The sequence below is a fragment of the Streptomyces sp. IMTB 2501 genome (assembly GCF_001953885.1).
In the GTDB taxonomy this organism is placed as follows: Bacteria; Actinomycetota; Actinomycetes; order Streptomycetales; family Streptomycetaceae; genus Streptomyces.
In genome coordinates this window covers 66,293-82,082 of record NZ_MQUS01000022.1, presented here as the reverse complement: position 1 = coordinate 82,082, position 15,790 = coordinate 66,293, and the positions used below count along the sequence as shown (strand labels likewise).

Sequence of the window (15,790 nt, the reverse complement as noted above, 5' to 3'; positions counted from 1 at the left end):
CAGGGCTGGATTCAGTCGACGTCGGCTCACGCCGCGGTGCGCACGCGCTGGGTCGAGTTGGTGAAGACGCGTGCCGCCGGCTGGGAGGTGGCCCAGACCTATTCGGCCCCGGCCACGGCACTGGTGGCGTGGCCGGGGTTGCTGCCGACTACGAAGTGGGATCGGGCCATATCGCCGGTCCAGAACGGCTGCGACGATTGGACCTCACCGGGCGCGGCGACGCCAGCCGCGATGACGAGGCTGGTATTGGTCTTTGCGGCGCCGCCTGTCACGTCGGGCATGTTGTATTCCCCCTGGAACAGCCCTGCCGGGTCCCCCCTGACGGTCCGGCAGCCGCTCGCGGCCGAAGCCGTGCGTACACAATCGACTCCTGGCAGCCCGGCGGCTAGGCTTTTGCGCGAGGATGCAAAGGCTCTATGACCAGCACCGCCAGGGACTGCGACCGGGGATGCCACGTTGATAGAGATCCGCCTGAAGACCGACGACCTCGAACGGATGCAGGTCGCCGACGCACCTGACTTCGGATATGAACTCGCCTTGGGCGGAGCACACTTGGCCCAGCGGGCGCCAGCCCGACACCTTTCAGCATGGCGACTCGAGGTCACCCGCAACTGGAACCCGTATCACAGCAGGCTGTTCGACCTGTACACGGATCTCTACCTGCCGGCATTCTTCGACGAAGCGGCCCAACCGGCACCGACAGCGATCCATCCGGAGTCCCCACCCGCGGTCGCTCACCTGCGGGACCTGGCCCGATCCAGCGCGTTAACACCCTTCACACGTGGGCTGGCTGACGGCCACCCACGCGCGGTTTCCGCTCTGAACCAGATACTGACCGGTCTGCGCGCCACCGCTCTGGATCCGTACCGCCGACGCGTCGCCTCCATCGTCGCAACCGCATCCGCGAGGGCGCGGACCCATGCCGCCATCGGCGGCCCTGACGGCCTGCTGCGCTCCATACATCCGTCCGTCAGCTGGGACGGTCGTCACCTGCGCCTGAACACTCTCGTCGACGCCGTGGAATCCCTCGAAGGACGACCCTTGATCTTCCAGCCCTCCGCACTGGCCACCCGGATCACCTTCAACCCCCTCGCCGATGTGGTGATCGTGAGTTACCCCGCAACCGCGGCTCCCCTCACACGGGACCCCGAACTCCACACCCCGCCCCAGGCCCTGCAGTCGCTCCTGGGCACGACCAGAGCAGCGACACTAGTCACCGTGGTCAGAACACCGGCCTTGACCACCGGCCAGCTCGCGGCAACCCTCGGTGTCTCCGCCGCAGCCGCATCGCGACACGCATCCGTCCTTCGCGACTCCGGGCTCATCGCCACCACCCGCAACGGCCAAACAGTCCACCACCACCCGACCCGGCTCGGCCTGGACCTGGCCCACGGATCAACCACCGACGACCAGCCAGAGCCGCGCACCTAGGCTGTGACCGCATAGGTTGGCTGGATCGGCGGTCCTGGCAGCTTGATGTGCGGTGACGTTCGTTGCGACCGCTGGAGGTGTAGTGACCGGAGACGTTCGTCACCGTCGCCACAGCTGAGCAGGATGACGCAGCGCGATTGAGGCCGCAGTGGGATTGGGTAGTTCGGGTTGAGATGCCCATGTGTCTGTTCAGGGCAGGCGGACTGAGATACTCCGACCAAGGATGCTGGGGTGACGGGGAGCGCTACGCGATCGGACGTGGCAGCGCCTGCACGGACCACCTCGGTGCACAACGCAGGCTGGGTGCTGCGTTCTGCGGTGGCAGCGGACATCGACGGGATCGCGGAGTTGCGGGCCACAGTCATGCGTGCGGGCCTGGAACGCCTTGGGCGCTATGACGAGCACCGGGTATGGCAGCGGCTGCGGGACTCCTTCTCCCCGTGTACCTCTTCAGCAACCGGAGCCGCAGTCGCCGGCTCCTCGACAGCGATCGGGTTGTCGGTGTTGTTGTCCGACGCCCACAGCGGGCCGCCGTCCAATTCACCGACCAGTCGATCCGAGGGTGGGGGCAGGGCTGGTGACTGGGCGCGAGGAGTGGTCGAGCAGTCCGTTCTCGCCGTGCGCGCGCCAGCGGGCGTACCACTTGACCAGGCAGCGGCGGGAGATCCCGGCTTCCCCGGCGACGTGTGCGATCGGCTGACCGGCGTCGGTCCGCAGGCACAAGCGCAGTCGTCCTTCGCAGGTCAGCGGTGCGTTCCGATCTCCCCTGCTGGTGGCGCTCCTGGACTCGGCGATCGCGTTCACCGGGAGCCCTGGAATCTCAGGGCTCCCGCATGAGCGGCAGTGCGTGGCGTCAACGTGCGAACTTTTCGATGGCCGCCGGGGTGATGGGGGTGAAGAAGTTGACGAGGTTGCCGTCGGGGTCGCGGAACAGCAGCGACCGGTTGCCCCAGGGCATCGTGGTGGGCCCGTTGACGAAGTCGGTGACGAAGCCGGTTAGGTTCTGGTGAACTCGGTCCACATCGTCGACGAGAAACTCGGTGATCACGCTGTGGTTGTCCGCCGGGCGGGCGGAGCCCGGGGCGAACAGCGGGACGGTGCGGGTGCCGGCGATCGCGAGGGTGGCGCCCGCGGTCTTGAGCTCGGCGAAGTCCTCGGTGGCCCACGTCGCCCGCGCCCCGGTGGCTCGCTCGTAGAACTCGACGAGGCGCGCTACGTCGCTGGTGATGATGCGAATCGAGACGAAGTCCATGGGATCTCCTTGGCTGTGCTGTAGGCGTGCACGACGCAGGCTAGGAGAAATAGCGGACAGAATCGGTCCTGTATTCGCGCTAGGCTGCGAACATGTCTCGACCCACCGGCCGCGTGCTGACACTCCTGGAGCTGCTGCAGTCGGGCGGCACCCGGACGGTGGCCGAACTCGCCGACCGGCTCGGCGTCGAAGGGCGCACCGTGCGGCGGTATGTGGACCAGCTGATCGACCTGGACGTGCCCGTGGAATCGGTGCGCGGGCGCTACGGCGGGTACCGGCTCGCCCCCGGGTACCGCTTGCCTCCGCTCATGCTCAGCGACGACGAGGCTCTGGCCGTGCTGCTCGGCCTGGTCGTCGGCCGCCGAGCAGGGTTGACGACGACGGAGCGCACGGCAAACGAGACGGCATCGGCGAAGATCCGTCGGGTGCTGCCCAAACACATCGCCCGTCGGCTCGACACGCTCCTGGAAGCTCTCGCCTTCACGGATCAGCCCGGTGATTTCGACACCCCGGACGCTGAGGTCCTGCTCACCATCGCCGATGCAGTGCGCCACCGCCGACCCGCCTCGATCCGCTACACCGACCGCGACGGACGGCGCAGCGAACGCACGCTGCACGCCTACGGGATCGTCGCCCACTCGGGCCGGTGGTACGTCACGGGCGAGGACGCCCGGATCGGCGAGGACCGAACGTTCCGGCTCGATCGCATCGCAGACGCGAGGATCCTGCCCGGCTCATTCGAAACGCCCGTGGGTCCCGGTCCGGCACAGCGGGTGTTGTCAGCATTCGCCACGGCCGAATACCGGCATGAGGTGACCTTGCGCATCCACGGGACGGTTGAGCAGATCCGCGCCCACCTCCCCGCCAGCGTCGCGAGCCTGGAGGAGTACGCGGCGGTGGCAGGCCAGGACCGGGCGACCGAGCGCTGGCTGCGCGTCGAGCTGCGGGTGGAGCGGCTCGCCTGGCTGCCTCCGGTACTGGCCTCACTCGACCGGCCGTTCGTCATCGAGCGCCCCGATGAACTGCGCGACCTCGTCATCGCACTCGCCGATCGCCTCACGTCCTACGCCCGCCAAGCCTGACCCTGGGCGACCAACCGCCCCGGCAAGGGCCGGCGCAGCTCCGCCCCTGCGGCACCGCTGCCTCCGATTTTGGCCGGCGGGGATCCCAACGAGTTCCTCGGCACATCCGAGGTCGCCAGCCTGCTCGTCTACAGCAGCACGGCCTCCTTCTCCAGCGCCCTCTACCAGGGGCGCATCCCCGAACTGCCCGAGCCCGACGCCCAGGTGAAGGAAGAAGGCAGCCACAGCCCGGGCCGCAACAAATGGCGTCGGGCCACCGTCGTCGCCGTCGCCCGCAAGCGCGGTGTACTGTCGCCGGACGACCAAAACGAGAACGTGGACCTGGTCTGCGCCGGCCGAAGCAGCCCGGATCCTCGGCTACAGCACCGTCGACCGTTTCATCAGTGCGCTGGGGCACGGGCTCCTGCCCGACTTTGAGCTGCCTGATGGTTACGAGTACCGGCGCGGCAGCGCTGGCCGTCACCGTCAGCAGCGCTGGAAACGCTTCCTCCTCGGGGAGCCTCCCGCCGCTCCTCACCGTCCTGACTGCAGGCGCCGAACCGCGCCGCAGGCGGAATACCGTACGACCGCGGCCTCTGGTTGAAGGGATCGACGAACTCCCGGCGCGCCAGACGCCGCACGATGGCCGGGATGGAGAGACCAGCCACCTCTCCCCCACAAAGCCGCACGGATTCTCGGAACCGGCCAGCGCTACGGTGGCTACGTAGGTTTTAAGCGCGCGCATTTGTCAGTGGGTTTCGGCGTCGCGCATTGCCCGGAGCGTGCGTGAATGTTGGTGAGACGTAAGAGCACCCGAGGTGGCGGGGAGTTCGATCGTGCCTGTGGAGCCAGCGCCGTTCGTGGCAGGATGTTGTCATGTTGATCAGCAAGGGCGATGCCGCGTAGGTGCCCGAAGGCCGTCCGCGCTGAGCGGTGGCGGCCTCGCAGACATGTTGCAGTTCGGCGGATCCGCGGTGTTTCCGCGAGGACGCGTTCAGCTGTCCGCCGTGTCGAAGACGAGTGGATGTGGACTGATGCGGTTGCGGACGCCCTCGCCCGTTTCGAATCGGCCTTCAAGCAATCCGGCCGTCATCTGAACGCGTCCCAGGTCTGGCGGCCCGGGCTGGAGTTGGAGTATGCCCGCGATGATCTGGAGGAGGCCATGCTCCGCCTCCCTCGCGGTGCTCGGCGTGATCTTGGCCTTCTGATTGCTCGCATAGACGACGAGTTCGAGCGTCGCACTCTGCCGGACCCTGGGCCGGTGAACGAATGGACGGTGGGCGGCTGGTGGTGGTCAAGGATCCGCGAGCGCTGACGCTGACGACGAATCCTCATGTGGGGCTGTGACGTTGTTCAGTGGCCCCGACATGTTGGCTTCCAACGGCCCCAGTTGGTGGGTCGCACGGTGCATTGAGGGATGGTGACGGGACGAGGTGGCGCCACCTCGGCTCTTACGGTGAGACGATTCGTGTGGTCTCCGGCGAGGGCGGTGCTATGGATGTCTTTGTCCAAGCAGGAGTTGTTCGACCGGATCCGGCGGGACAGCTGGCAACGGCAGCTGTCGATCCGGGCCCCGCCGCGGAAGTACGGCGTTCACCGTCGGCTGGTCCGTGAGGCACTTTCCTCGCCGGTTCCCACCCCGCATCGCCAGCCGGTGAGAACGTCACCTCGGATGGAACCGTACAAGAAGACGGTCGATGCTTGGCTGCGGGCTGATCTGGAGGCTCCGCGCGAGCAGCACACCGTACCCGACGGTCCGGGACTTCGTCGCGGCCCGGCGCAAGGAGATCGCAGCCCATGCGAGGGCTCCTGTCGAGGCGTTCGTGACCCGGCACAACGCGCTCGGTGCGGACACCGAGGTCGACTTCGGGGACGTCCAGGTGGACCTGGCCGGGCAGCGCGCTCGCTGCTATGTGTTCGCCTTCCGGCTGGCCTGTTCGGGCAAGGCCGTGCTCCGCATCTCGCGCTCGTGCGGTCAGCCGGCGTTCTTCGAAGGACACGTCCACGCGCTGACCACGCTGGGCGGCGTGATGACCGGTGAAATCCATCAGGACAGCCTCACCCCGGCCGTGAAGAAAGTGGCATTGCGCAGCCGCTCGCGGGAGGAGAACCCGCGCTGGACCAACTTCCATGAGTACTACGGGTTCACCCGTCCTACAGCGAGCCGGGTCTGCGCGACGCCCACGAGAAGGGCGCGGTCGAGGGCTAGGTCGGCCATTTCCGCCGCAACTACCTCACGCCGTTGCCTTCTCTGAACCAGACCGTCGCCCTGGCTTGCAGGAATCGCCTTGGACCGCTGCTTCGCGTTCGACCCTTGCTCCCGTGAGTGAGGCTCTTGACCCTCACGTGGCGTCAGGCTGCATAGTCGGTGCCGTGGAGGATCACTGGACCGTAGGACGCGTGGCCGAGCTGGCTGGCGTGAGCGTCCGCACGCTGCATCACTATGACGAGATCGGGCTCGTACGGCCGTCGACGCGAACTGCAGCCGGGTACCGGGCCTATTCGGCGGGCGACGTGGAGCGACTGCGGGAGGTGCTGGCCTACCGGCGGTTGGGCTTCGGGCTGCGGGAGGTCGCGGACCTGGTCGGCGACCGTTCCACCGACGCGGTCGCGCACCTGCGCCGACTGCGCGGCCTGCTGCTGGAACAGCGCGACCACGCTGACGCCATGGTGGCAGCCATCGACAGGGAACTTGAGGCACGGGCGAAGGGACTGAAGGTGACACCGGAGGAGCAACTGGAGATGCTCGGCGCACGGCTGTACGACGCGATCGGCGGCGCTTACACCGCGACACGGCGTACCGAGCCGCGGATCGCCGCGCAGATCTGGGACGCGCTCGGGGACGCGCAGACGGTACTGAACGTCGGAGCCGGCACCGGCTCCTACGAGCCTGCTGATCGCAACGTGACCGCGGTGGAGCCATCGGCGGTCATGCGAGGGCAGCGGCCTGCCGGCTCGGCGCCGTGCGTGGCCGCCGCCGCGGAGAGCCTGCCGTTCGAGGACCAGTCCTTCGACGTCGCGATGGCCGTCTCCACCGTTCACCACTGGGGGGACCCGATAGCGGGGCTGCGCGAGATGCGGCGCGTGGCCCGCCGCGTGGTAGTGCTCACGTTCGACACCGACGAGCCCGGATGGCAGGACCGGTTCTGGCTCACCCGCGACTACCTGCCCGAATTCGCCGCCGTCCTCGCAGATTTTCCCTCGCTTGCTGGGATGGCCGACGCGATCGGCGCCCGCGCCGAGCCGGTGCCCATCCCGTGGGACTGCGCTGATGGCTTGTTCGAGGCGTACTGGCGCCGACCGGGGGCGTACCTGGAGGATCACGTGCGCCGTGCGATGTCGGTGTGGACGAGGGTCGGGCCGGAGGCCGAGCAGCGGGCGGTGCGAAGCCTCAGCGACGACCTCGAATCCGGCCGGTGGGCCGAGCGCAACAGCGACCTCGCCGACCTCGACGCGGCAGACCTCGGCCTCCGCCTGCTCATAGCCTGAACCGCCCAGAAGTCGGTGGTGTTCACGGCCGCACCCTGCCATTCGGTTCCGACACCCGGAACTTGGGGCCGGTAGTGACATGGCGTCCTGCAACGTCGGGGAAGGCAGGCATACCGAGGTCCACCACGAAGGTGCGGCGGGCGATGAGGTTGTCGAGCTGGGCGAGTTTCGCGTTCGCCGCAGCCAAGCTGACCTTGAGACCTTCGGCCTCTCCGCCCCAGCCTTCGCGTTCGGCTTCGGCGATGCGGGCGATGAGGTTGTCACGGATGTCCAGCAGCCGCGGTCGTTGGGCCGGGTCGGCCCGCAGTAGTGGGCATCGGATGCAGCTGTGCTCGTGGATACAGCTGGTGCCGTAGGCTCGTCCGCAGTCGCCGAGCGCGACCTTCCGGCGTTCGAAGTGGCCGAGGAACTCTTCCCTCTCCTGCTCGGTCGGGCTGCGGTACTCCTCGCTGGGCCGAAGTTCCCGGCGGCGGGCGATGAACGCCCGGTGCCCGTTGATGGCCTCCTCGGGATAGACCGCCTTGTAACCCATGGTCGTGTTGCTGTCGCGGTGGCCCAGAACCAGCTGGGCAATGTGGGGCGGCGTGCCGTTCATGACGGCGTCGGTGGTGAAGATCCTCCTGAAGTCATGCGGGGCGAAGTGCAGCGGCCTGCCGCTCGCATCGGTGAACCCCGTAGCGGTGAGTGCGTCCTGGAGGAGAGTGCGGATACGGTCGATGGGGATAGGCCGGTCCTCAAGGTGGATTTTGCGCTGGAACAGCGGCGGCAAGGGCGGGTCCCAGACCTTCTCGTGGCGGTCGTAGGCGATGACGAGAGGGACGCTGCCGTCGAGGGTGGGGATGCGGCAGATGATCGCGGAGAGTACGTCGGCGAGTTCCGGGGAGACGACCAGGAGCCGTTCCTCGTCGGTCATGGAAGGGACGATCTGCAGCAGCGGCACGAGCTCGCCGGTGCTGGGCAGCCGGTATCGGACCAGGCTGTGGTGCGAGATCTCGCTCAGCTCCTCGATGCGTACTCCGGTCATGCGCACGGCTTCGACCGCGGCCCAGCCCCAGAAGGCGTTGCTCTCCTCCAGGGCCAGGTTCCGGCGTCGGCCGGTCTCGGGCTCTTCCGCCCAGAGGTGGGGCGAGTGCCGTTTGAGAACCGCGCGCCGCAGCGTTTGGCCGCCGGCGGTGAACAGCTCGCCGGGCTGGATGCGCCCGGCGGTGTCCAGGCGGTCGGCTGCGGCTTTGCGGTTCCGGTCGACGGCCTCGATCAGGGCCGGGAGGACGGGCAGACGCTCGCGACTACGCTGGTCCATCCGGGCCTTTCGACGGGACTTCATCTGGTGGTGCTGGATGTCGTCGACGCGGACCGGGCAGGGGACCGCCCACGGACCCCAGCGGGCCGGCTCGTCGAGCGCCCACTGTGCGAGGTCCAGGTAGAAGGCCCGCACTGTCATCAGGGTGTCGGACGCAGTGGCCCTCTCCACCGTGGTCTCCACGACGTCGCCGCGCTCGTTGGTGGTGCGGACGGTCCGCGTCTGCAGGCGTCGCTTCCAGGCCGCGGCGACGTCCGGCGCCAGCCTGAGCGAGTCGATGCCGGGGTGGTGGTTCTCCAGGTCCTTCCAGAACCACAGTGCCAGCGCGGTCGCGAGGCTGGTCAGTGTGTTGTAGTCGACGGAGGGCTGGCGTTCCCTCAGGTAGTCGACCAGCAGGTCGCGGACGGGTCGCATGCCAGGCGGTAGCGGTCGACGAGCTGCTCGACGGTGAGCCGGCCGGGGAACATCGTGCTGAACATGCGAGCCGAGGCGGGGGCGGTCTCGGGGAAGACTCCCAGGGAGTGCCGCTGCTGGTGGAAGAACGGGCTGTGCCGGGTGGATTTGGCCGGCCCGGGGAACACTTCGCGGCTGGTCTTCAGCAGTTCCAGGCAGTCGCCGGGGGTGACGTCGGCGACCGTGCCACCCTTGGCTGCCATGATGAGCGCGATCTTCTCGATCGCGGGTAGCACGGTGGAGTCGCCGACCGTACTCTCCGACCCAAGGGCCCGGAGTCGGGCGACAGCCTCGCCGTCGCGGACCCGCTCCATCTCCTTCGCGATCCGCAGTGGCGAGCCGGCGGAGTTCGGCGTCACCCTGCCCTACACCACGGTGCGGAACTTCGTCACCGCCCGCCGCCGGGCGATCGCCGACGAGGACGGGGTGCCAGCCGAGAGCTACCTGGTCCGGCGCAACGCGCAGGGTGCGGACACCGAGGTCGGCTTCGGGGAGGTCTGGGTCGATCTGGCCGGTCAGCGGTTGAAGTGCTACCTGTTCGCCTTCCGCCTGGCCTACTCGGGCCGGGCAGTACACCGGATCTCACGCTCGTGCGGGCAGCATGCGTTCTTCGATGGCCACGTGCACGCCCTGTGCGTGCTGGGCGGGGCGCCGGCCGGGCAGGCGCTAACAACCTCACCCCGGCCGTCCGCAAGGTCATCTTCTGCAGCCGGCTGCGGGAGGAGAACCCGAAGCGGACGGCCCTGCGCGAGTTCTACGCTTCAGTCCGTTCTACTGCGAGCCAGGACTGCGCGGCGCCCACGAGAAGGGCGGAGTGGAAGGTCAGGTCCGCTGCTTCTGGCGCAACTACCTCACCCCGGTACCGAAAGTAGCGGCACTGGAGGATCTCAACCTGCGGTTCACCGCGTTCGAGGAGCGCGAGCTGAACCGCCGGATCGGCTCGCGGAACCGCACGATCGGCCAGGACTTCACCCGCGAGGCCCCGTACCTGTTGCCGCTGCCCCCGGTGCCGTTCGAGACGGCGATGACCTTCCAGCCGAGGGTCGACCTCTACAGCCGGATCACCGTCAAGGTGTGCTCCTAATCCGTCCCGGTCCGCTTCATCGACAGCAAGGTCACCGTCCACCTGACCAGCGACAGAGTCGAGCTTCACCACGTCAGTGTGGCGTTCGTCCATCGAACTCACGGGAACCGCTTCGCGATCGCCGCCGCGATCGCGTCCGGTGCGTGTTCCTGAATGAAGTGCCGCGCGCGTGGCAGCTCGACTACGTCGAGATCGGTGAGGGACGCACGAATTCGCGGGATGCAGGCGTTCGGACGGAACACCGCGTCCCGCATTCCCCACACCAACAAGGCCGGCTTGTCGCCCAGCAGGACGGGCACGTCTCGGGCGAGTTGGTCCAGCAGGGGGCGCGCGGCACGAATTTCTTTGGGCATCACGGCGAGTCCACGCCGGGCTTCAGTGGTGGGCTGCACCGCGCGATAGTGGTCGGCCTCGGCCGCGGTGAGCTTGCGCCCCAGCTCTGCGAGCAGGACGCGCTCGACGAGGAAATTCTGTTCGAGTATCCGCCGCTGCATCGGACGGCTGCTCATGATCATGCTGAAGGCCCGATTAGCCATCGCTTCGGTCGGCCAGAACAAGGTGTTGCCCAGTACGAGCCCCCTCACCCGATCCGCGCGCACGGTGACCGCGCCCAGGCCGATGGGTCCGCCCCAATCCTGTCCCATCAGAACGAAACCGTCGAGCTGCAGGTGATCGATCAGCTCGCCGAGGACCGCGGTGTGCTCGGCGATCGTGTAGCCGAAACCCGAAGGACGTTCGGACAATCCGAAACCCAGATAGTCGACGGCGATACACCGGTACCGGTCCCGCAGGTCCTTCACGATGTGACGGTATAGGAAACTCCACGTCGGAGCGCCATGACAGAACAGGAGCGGCGGCCCGGCTCCCTCGTCGATGTAGTGCACCCGGCCGACGGACGAGTCCAACCAGCGCGACTCGAAAGGGTACAGACTCCCGTCGGGAACGAAGTCGATCAGCATCGGACCCTCCCCCGACGCCAGACTATATGTGGCGCACCCGAGCGCGAAGTAGCCTCCGCCGAAAGGCCCGTCTCCGGACCGGAGCCCCCGCCGTGCTGCCACATAGTCGAGATCCTCAATAGGAGACACGCCCTAAAGATCTTCTCTCAACTGTGCCGGGCCGTCTGTGTTGGTCTGGTCGCACAGGCGGCTTCCCCTCAACGTCACGAGTTCGTTGAGGTGCTCACCGGCCCCTGTCCGCAGCAGTTCCAGCGGCTCGTGAGGACGGTCTACCGAGCTATCGGGCAGGCTCTGGAACCGGGCCAGCCTGGACGTCCGTGGCTCGCTGCCATCGGACAACAGGGTGCTGCTCGTGGCGACGTACCGCGGCACGAACCTGCCCAAGCCGAAACTCGACTCGCTGTTCGGGATCTCCACGGCGGCGGTCGGCCGGTTCGTCAAGCGGCACGATCCGCTGGTGGAGCCGGTCGCCCCCGCCGCCCGGTACGGGATTCCTCCCGACCGCGCGGAGGCGCAAGCCCGCGCAATCGTCCAATCGCTACCTGACGGCGGGGCAGACACTGCCCATACGGGCGGCGGTGCTGGACATGTACGGCGAACTCGACCGGCTCGACGTACCTGGTGTCACCACCCGGCTGGAAGGGGTGACGTGCCCGCCACTGCTGGTGCAAGCCGGCCCGCCGCAACCCCCGGGACCCACGACGGACTGATGGTTCGCCGGCCTGTCCACCCAGTTCGCACGAGGGCTCTGGGCAGAACTGGCCCAGCCTTCCCGCAACCGGCCGACGATCACAGCCACGCAGATCGACGCCGGCCACTCCATGGTCCTGCAAGCCCCCGAAGCAGTGGCGGCGCTGATCACCGGATTCGTCCGGCGCGTGCCGGGCTGAGCACGGGAGCCGACCGGCCGCAGCGGGCGGTGTACTGCCCGAGCGGCTTCCGGGTACGGCCCTGCTGTCGTCGGCAGGGGTTTTGGAACAGTGTTACGGAAATGCGGCAGCGCAGCACCGCGGACTCAGGAGGACGGCGTGGGCCCCTCCATCTGTTCGCTGATCCACTGCGTGGGCCCCTCCATCTGCTTCAGGTAGGTGGCGCCGTTGTGGGTGCCGCCGGGTATCTCCCATAGCTTGGTGTGGACCGGGCCCTTGCCGTAAGTGGCCATGAAGTTCTTGATGGCGTTGATGGTCGCGGCGTTCTCCTTCGTGCCGACCTGGAACGCGACGTAGACGTCCGGTCCCTTGGCCGCCGCCAGTCGCTTGGCCAGCACCTTGGGGTTGTTCTCCCGCATCTCCGTCTCGTGGCCCCGCCAGAGCGGGGAGTCGGGGACGATGTCGGGGCCGTTGGCAATGGCGGTCTTGAACTTGTCGGGGTGCTTCAGGACGGCTTTCAGGCTCGCGAAGCCGCCGGTGGAGGAACCCATGTAGCTCCAGCCCGCACGGTCCTTGATGGTGCGGAAGTTGGCCTTCATGAGGTCCGGGACATCCTCTGTCAGCCATGTGCCCATCTTCGGCTGGTTGGGGATGTCACTGGCGTCCCAGTAGATGCCGTGTGTGTCTGGTCCCGGATTGAGGATCGGCATGGCCAGCAGGAAGGGCTTACTCCTTCCCTCCTCGTACCACTTGGAGATGCTCTTCTCCAGCGAGAGCCTGTTCGGGCCGAACTCGCCCACCGACCAGTAGTTGCTGTCGTTGCCGGGACCGCCGGGCAGGGCGATCATCACGGGGAAGCCACTCGCGGCGAACTTCGCCTCCCGGTACTCCTTGGGCGCCCAGACCCACACCTTGCCCTTGAACCCGGACTTCGGTCCGTCCAGAGTGACGACGCTTACATGGGTGCCGTCACTCAGGGTCTTAACGTTCTTGAACTCGGCCCTGGGGCCCGTGGGCATCAGCGTCTTGGAGTCGGCGGCCTTCGTGCTCTTCCCGTGCTGCGCGCTGTCGGCCTGGTCGTAGTTGACGGGGTCGCCCTTGTCTGTGAACGGCGGGATCTCGTAGTAGCTCATCACCTGCCAGGCGACCAGTCCGAGCGTGGCCACGGACACCGCCCCGACGATCCAGCGACGGGCACGGGACGCACGGCGCCGGCCACGGGACCGGTGGACCCCGGCGGATCGGTTTCTCATCTTGCGGCTCCGGCTAGTACTGCCCCAAAGGGGGCAAGAAGGTCAGTTCCTTCCCGTTTGATGGGCGTGCCAGGCCAGAGGTTGCTCCATCAGGTCATCCAGCAGGTCTTTGATACGAAACCACGACAACCGGACCGTCACAGGCTCGCTTACGGGTCCCAGCGTCTCGATCGGGCGCCGGATGCAGGCAGCCGAGTCCAAGCGGCGTTTCGGCCTGCCCGGCGTTTTCGCACGTCAGGTGACACTTCCCCCTGATGGACAGACATCCTGGACACTGGACTGTGAGGTGCAGAGGAAGAGCTGACGAAGGTCTTGCGTCGGCGCCCGGGGCTATCGCAGGAGAAGCAGCGGGCACGGAGGCGAATCACGGTCTCCAGACCGAGAGCGTGTCGGCGAGGCGGCGCCAAAAACGTCTGTGGACCCGGATGGCCCGCCAGCCGTAATCCGGGCACAACCCCGGAGGACCGCACCCGGCGGCATCGACCATCAACGTGCCTTCCACTGCTCTGACTTGGCGCACCACGACCTGCGAGCTGGGCGTCAGCGGGTCTGCGGACGTCTCGACCTTCACAAGTGAGCCATCCCCGGCAGCGGTGATCGGCGCGCCTACCCCCTGGCACGTGAGGTCAACTCCAGCAGACGCCTCCTCCGGCGCTGTTGGCCGCACCCACGGTGACGGGCGGATCGGTCGCCTGCTCGGTCCCAGTGCCTTGACTGCCTCCGCCCCGTAAACGGGGCGGAATCCAGTCCTGACATCGCCAGTCCCGCGGCGTGATCGATGCTGCGTGACGTGTTGGTCTCGGCGCTGCACTTGAACCCACAGTCGGGGTTCTTGCACACGAAGCGTGCCTGGGTCTCCCGGCAGCCGGGGATGACGAAGCCGCAGGCCGAGCAGCGGCGCGAGGTGTTTGGTGCGGGTGCCTTCCCCACGATGCCGCCTCGGTCGGCCATGTTGTGTCCGAGCACAGTGACCATGCGGCGCCATGCTTCCCCGGCGATGCTGCGGTTGAGCCCTGCCTTCTGGCGGATGCGGGTGCCGGGGGCTTTCACAGTGCCCTTGGCGGACTTGATCATGTTGCGAATGGTCAGGTCTTCCACTCCGGCCCGCGAGAACGTCTCGGCGATGCCGGTGGTGGTCTTGTGCTGCCCGGTCCAGTAGCGGGGAGGGCGAGGGCTCCGGTCGCTTCTGAGGGCGCTATCAGCGTGATCTTGGCCCGCAGTTCCGAGAGGGTACCGCGAGACGAGCGCGCCAGCCCGCTCACAGGCCTGCAGCCGGTCGACCCACGCACTGCGAGCGTCGATCCGACACGACGCACGGGCCCCATTGGTGACAGGATCGGTGCTATGGACACCGAGACGGACTGGGTGTACCGGGTGTTTGAACCGCACGGCTCAGAGGGATGGCGCCCCTACGGCAGCGACCCCGAACGGTGGCGGGGCACGATCACCGCCGACGATTCGAGCGAGGGCCCCCAGTACGCCCTCTCCCTCGTCGTTGCCGACCTGATGACCGAGTGGAAGGCGCGCGGCCTTCACCGAGCGAAACACGTGCGGGTCTACCTCTGGCGCGACGAGGAGGGCGCCCAGGAGGACGCCGACGCCATCGTGGAGATGCGGCCGAGCATCCACGCTGAGTTAGTGGCGAGCGAACGAATCCGCGCACAGGCGGGATACCGGCCCTGCGGCACTGGATAGATGGATCAAGGGACGCCCAGTGGTCCCGTTGTTACTGAGCGTGACTCCTCGGATCTTCCAGGGATATTTGCGAGTCGCGGCGCGCCTAGCTGAGCGATGGGACCCGTGATCACGTCCCCCGTACGCCCCTCCGGCGCTCCCGCACGGTACCCCCCATGCTCCGGCCGGCCACCATTTCTTGGGCAAGTGCGGCTCTAGACGAGCCCACGCCCGATCCGACAGATCACCGCGCCCCCTCATCGACCGGAACGGCACCAGCACGGCTCGGTCACACGAGCCGTCGGACACGCGTTAGGGAGTACGGCGTGTAGCGGGGATGGCCGACCCGGCCGCGGACCGGCGGCATGGCGTCGAGCAGGACCACCGGCAGAGTGCCGTGTCCGTCGATGATCAAGTGATGTTGCGAGCTGGCCCGGCCCCGGTCGACCGTCGAGGGGCCCATCCGGCTCTCCCTTTTAAGGCTCTGACCTGGCTGGAGTCGAGGACGCAGCGGGACCAATCCAGCTGGGCTGCCGCGTTCAGCTCGGCCAAGAGCACCTCCTGGAGCCGTTGCCAGACCTCGGCCTCGTTCCCGTCGCGCAGACGTCGCCAGCACGTCATGCCTGAGCCGAACCCCAGCTCCTGCGGCAGGAACTCCGCTGGATCCCGGTGTGCAGCACGCACAGGATCCCGCAGGGCACCTGCCGGTCAGGTAACCGTCTACGGCCCGGGTGACGGAACCTTTGCTCCTTGTGCAGCAGCAGCGGCTCGATCCGCTCCCACAGCCTCTCCGACACGATCCCACGGCGACGCCCCCACGAGCCGGACAACGCTCAACCCGGCCTCTGCACACGGCTACTAACACCAGCCCACCTCATTCTGTTAGGCATTGTTACCCTGATGCATCCATCAACTATTTGCAGAGATAGAACGACTCCATTTCGGTTTGATTGCCGTGCGAGAGA

The 15,790-nt window shown here is 67.5% G+C and carries 16 protein-coding genes and 1 pseudogene; 8 read left to right on the top strand and 9 right to left on the bottom strand.

Going from position 1 to position 15,790, the window contains the following annotated elements; all coding sequences use genetic code 11:
- Positions 1–98 precede the first annotated feature (98 nt).
- Positions 99–281 carry a hypothetical protein gene (locus tag AV521_RS31405; protein ID WP_076093133.1) on the bottom strand — a complete coding sequence of 61 codons (183 nt, stop codon included), beginning with the start codon at positions 279–281 and terminating at the stop codon, positions 99–101.
- A 175-nt stretch (positions 282–456) separates the two neighbouring features.
- Between AV521_RS31405 and AV521_RS31400 the strand changes: the two genes are divergently transcribed.
- Positions 457–1,431 (top strand): MarR family transcriptional regulator, encoded by a 975-nt coding sequence (locus AV521_RS31400; protein ID WP_076093131.1) that lies wholly within the window; start codon positions 457–459, stop codon positions 1,429–1,431.
- Positions 1,432–1,971: 540 nt separating this feature from the next.
- Here the strand turns inward: AV521_RS31400 and AV521_RS31390 are convergent.
- Together AV521_RS31390 and AV521_RS31385 are read right to left on the bottom strand one after the other, a co-directional pair.
- Positions 1,972–2,154, bottom strand: a complete 183-nt coding sequence (locus AV521_RS31390; RefSeq protein ID WP_218639378.1) for a leucine zipper domain-containing protein — start codon at positions 2,152–2,154, stop codon at positions 1,972–1,974.
- Between the two features lie 130 nt (positions 2,155–2,284).
- Positions 2,285–2,683 carry a VOC family protein gene (locus AV521_RS31385; RefSeq protein ID WP_076093129.1) on the bottom strand — a complete coding sequence of 133 codons (399 nt, stop codon included), beginning with the start codon at positions 2,681–2,683 and terminating at the stop codon, positions 2,285–2,287.
- 92 nt (positions 2,684–2,775) lie between these two features.
- Between AV521_RS31385 and AV521_RS31380 the strand changes: the two genes are divergently transcribed.
- The 5 genes from AV521_RS31380 to AV521_RS31360 all read left to right on the top strand — a co-directional run bounded on the left by AV521_RS31380 (position 2,776) and on the right by AV521_RS31360 (position 7,233).
- Positions 2,776–3,765, top strand: a complete 990-nt coding sequence (locus AV521_RS31380) for a YafY family protein (protein WP_076093127.1) — start codon at positions 2,776–2,778, stop codon at positions 3,763–3,765.
- A gap of 69 nt (positions 3,766–3,834) precedes the next feature.
- Positions 3,835–4,182 carry a hypothetical protein gene (locus AV521_RS31375; RefSeq protein WP_256725736.1) on the top strand — a complete coding sequence of 116 codons (348 nt, stop codon included), beginning with the start codon at positions 3,835–3,837 and terminating at the stop codon, positions 4,180–4,182.
- Between the two features lie 586 nt (positions 4,183–4,768).
- The gene (locus AV521_RS31370) at positions 4,769–5,059 is read left to right on the top strand and encodes a hypothetical protein (protein ID WP_076093125.1); all 291 of its coding nucleotides are present in this window, start codon (positions 4,769–4,771) and stop codon (positions 5,057–5,059) included.
- Positions 5,060–5,441: 382 nt separating this feature from the next.
- Entirely contained in the window at positions 5,442–5,999 is a 558-nt protein-coding gene (locus AV521_RS31365; RefSeq protein ID WP_076093123.1) for a hypothetical protein, read from the top strand.
- Positions 6,000–6,090: 91 nt separating this feature from the next.
- Complete coding sequence (locus AV521_RS31360) at positions 6,091–7,233, top strand: MerR family transcriptional regulator (RefSeq protein ID WP_107481080.1); 1,143 nt, start codon at positions 6,091–6,093, stop codon at positions 7,231–7,233.
- 22 nt (positions 7,234–7,255) lie between these two features.
- Here the strand turns inward: AV521_RS31360 and AV521_RS31355 are convergent, their stop codons facing one another.
- Both AV521_RS31355 and AV521_RS50135 read right to left on the bottom strand, forming a co-directional pair.
- The gene (locus AV521_RS31355) at positions 7,256–8,947 is read right to left on the bottom strand and encodes a site-specific integrase (protein WP_076093119.1); all 1,692 of its coding nucleotides are present in this window, start codon (positions 8,945–8,947) and stop codon (positions 7,256–7,258) included.
- Positions 8,911–9,345 (bottom strand): hypothetical protein, encoded by a 435-nt coding sequence (locus AV521_RS50135; protein WP_076093117.1) that lies wholly within the window; start codon positions 9,343–9,345, stop codon positions 8,911–8,913. The genes AV521_RS31355 and AV521_RS50135 overlap by 37 nt, the downstream gene beginning before the upstream one ends.
- Positions 9,346–9,800: 455 nt before the next feature.
- On the opposite strand from AV521_RS50135, the gene AV521_RS31345 reads away from it, so the two are divergent.
- Positions 9,801–10,070, top strand: coding sequence for a hypothetical protein (locus AV521_RS31345; protein WP_076093115.1), 270 nt, complete (start codon positions 9,801–9,803; stop codon positions 10,068–10,070).
- A 98-nt stretch (positions 10,071–10,168) separates the two neighbouring features.
- Here the strand turns inward: AV521_RS31345 and AV521_RS31340 are convergent, their stop codons facing one another.
- From AV521_RS31340 to AV521_RS51260, 3 genes are all read right to left on the bottom strand, one after another.
- Positions 10,169–11,029, bottom strand: coding sequence for a haloalkane dehalogenase (locus AV521_RS31340; protein ID WP_076093113.1), 861 nt, complete (start codon positions 11,027–11,029; stop codon positions 10,169–10,171).
- A 1,015-nt stretch (positions 11,030–12,044) separates the two neighbouring features.
- A complete protein-coding gene (locus AV521_RS31330; protein WP_079249487.1) occupies positions 12,045–13,151 on the bottom strand; it encodes an esterase family protein in 1,107 nt (368 codons plus the stop codon).
- A gap of 606 nt (positions 13,152–13,757) precedes the next feature.
- Positions 13,758–14,126 (bottom strand): transposase, encoded by a 369-nt coding sequence (locus AV521_RS51260; protein WP_256725744.1) that lies wholly within the window; start codon positions 14,124–14,126, stop codon positions 13,758–13,760.
- A 369-nt stretch (positions 14,127–14,495) separates the two neighbouring features.
- Here AV521_RS51260 and AV521_RS48770 point away from each other — a divergent pair, with 369 nt between their 5' ends.
- Positions 14,496–14,846, top strand: a complete 351-nt coding sequence (locus AV521_RS48770) for a hypothetical protein (RefSeq protein ID WP_143658678.1) — start codon at positions 14,496–14,498, stop codon at positions 14,844–14,846.
- A 292-nt stretch (positions 14,847–15,138) separates the two neighbouring features.
- On the opposite strand, the pseudogene AV521_RS31320 reads toward AV521_RS48770, so the two are convergent.
- Positions 15,139–15,662, bottom strand: a pseudogene (locus AV521_RS31320) (transposase); the annotation flags it as partial.
- Between the last annotated feature and the right edge of the window lie 128 nt (positions 15,663–15,790).

Coding starts and splice junctions, on each gene's coding strand:
- AV521_RS31405 (WP_076093133.1), bottom strand. CDS start 281: ATGCCCGACGTGACAGGCGGCGCCGCAAAGACCAATACCAGCCTCGTC.
- AV521_RS31385 (WP_076093129.1), bottom strand. CDS start 2,683: ATGGACTTCGTCTCGATTCGCATCATCACCAGCGACGTAGCGCGCCTC.
- AV521_RS31380 (WP_076093127.1), top strand. CDS start 2,776: ATGTCTCGACCCACCGGCCGCGTGCTGACACTCCTGGAGCTGCTGCAG.
- AV521_RS31370 (WP_076093125.1), top strand. CDS start 4,769: ATGTGGACTGATGCGGTTGCGGACGCCCTCGCCCGTTTCGAATCGGCC.
- AV521_RS31365 (WP_076093123.1), top strand. CDS start 5,442: ATGCTTGGCTGCGGGCTGATCTGGAGGCTCCGCGCGAGCAGCACACCG.
- AV521_RS31355 (WP_076093119.1), bottom strand. CDS start 8,947: ATGCGACCCGTCCGCGACCTGCTGGTCGACTACCTGAGGGAACGCCAG.
- AV521_RS31340 (WP_076093113.1), bottom strand. CDS start 11,029: ATGCTGATCGACTTCGTTCCCGACGGGAGTCTGTACCCTTTCGAGTCG.
- AV521_RS31330 (WP_079249487.1), bottom strand. CDS start 13,151: ATGAGAAACCGATCCGCCGGGGTCCACCGGTCCCGTGGCCGGCGCCGT.
- AV521_RS51260 (WP_256725744.1), bottom strand. CDS start 14,126: ATGGTCACTGTGCTCGGACACAACATGGCCGACCGAGGCGGCATCGTG.
- AV521_RS48770 (WP_143658678.1), top strand. CDS start 14,496: ATGGACACCGAGACGGACTGGGTGTACCGGGTGTTTGAACCGCACGGC.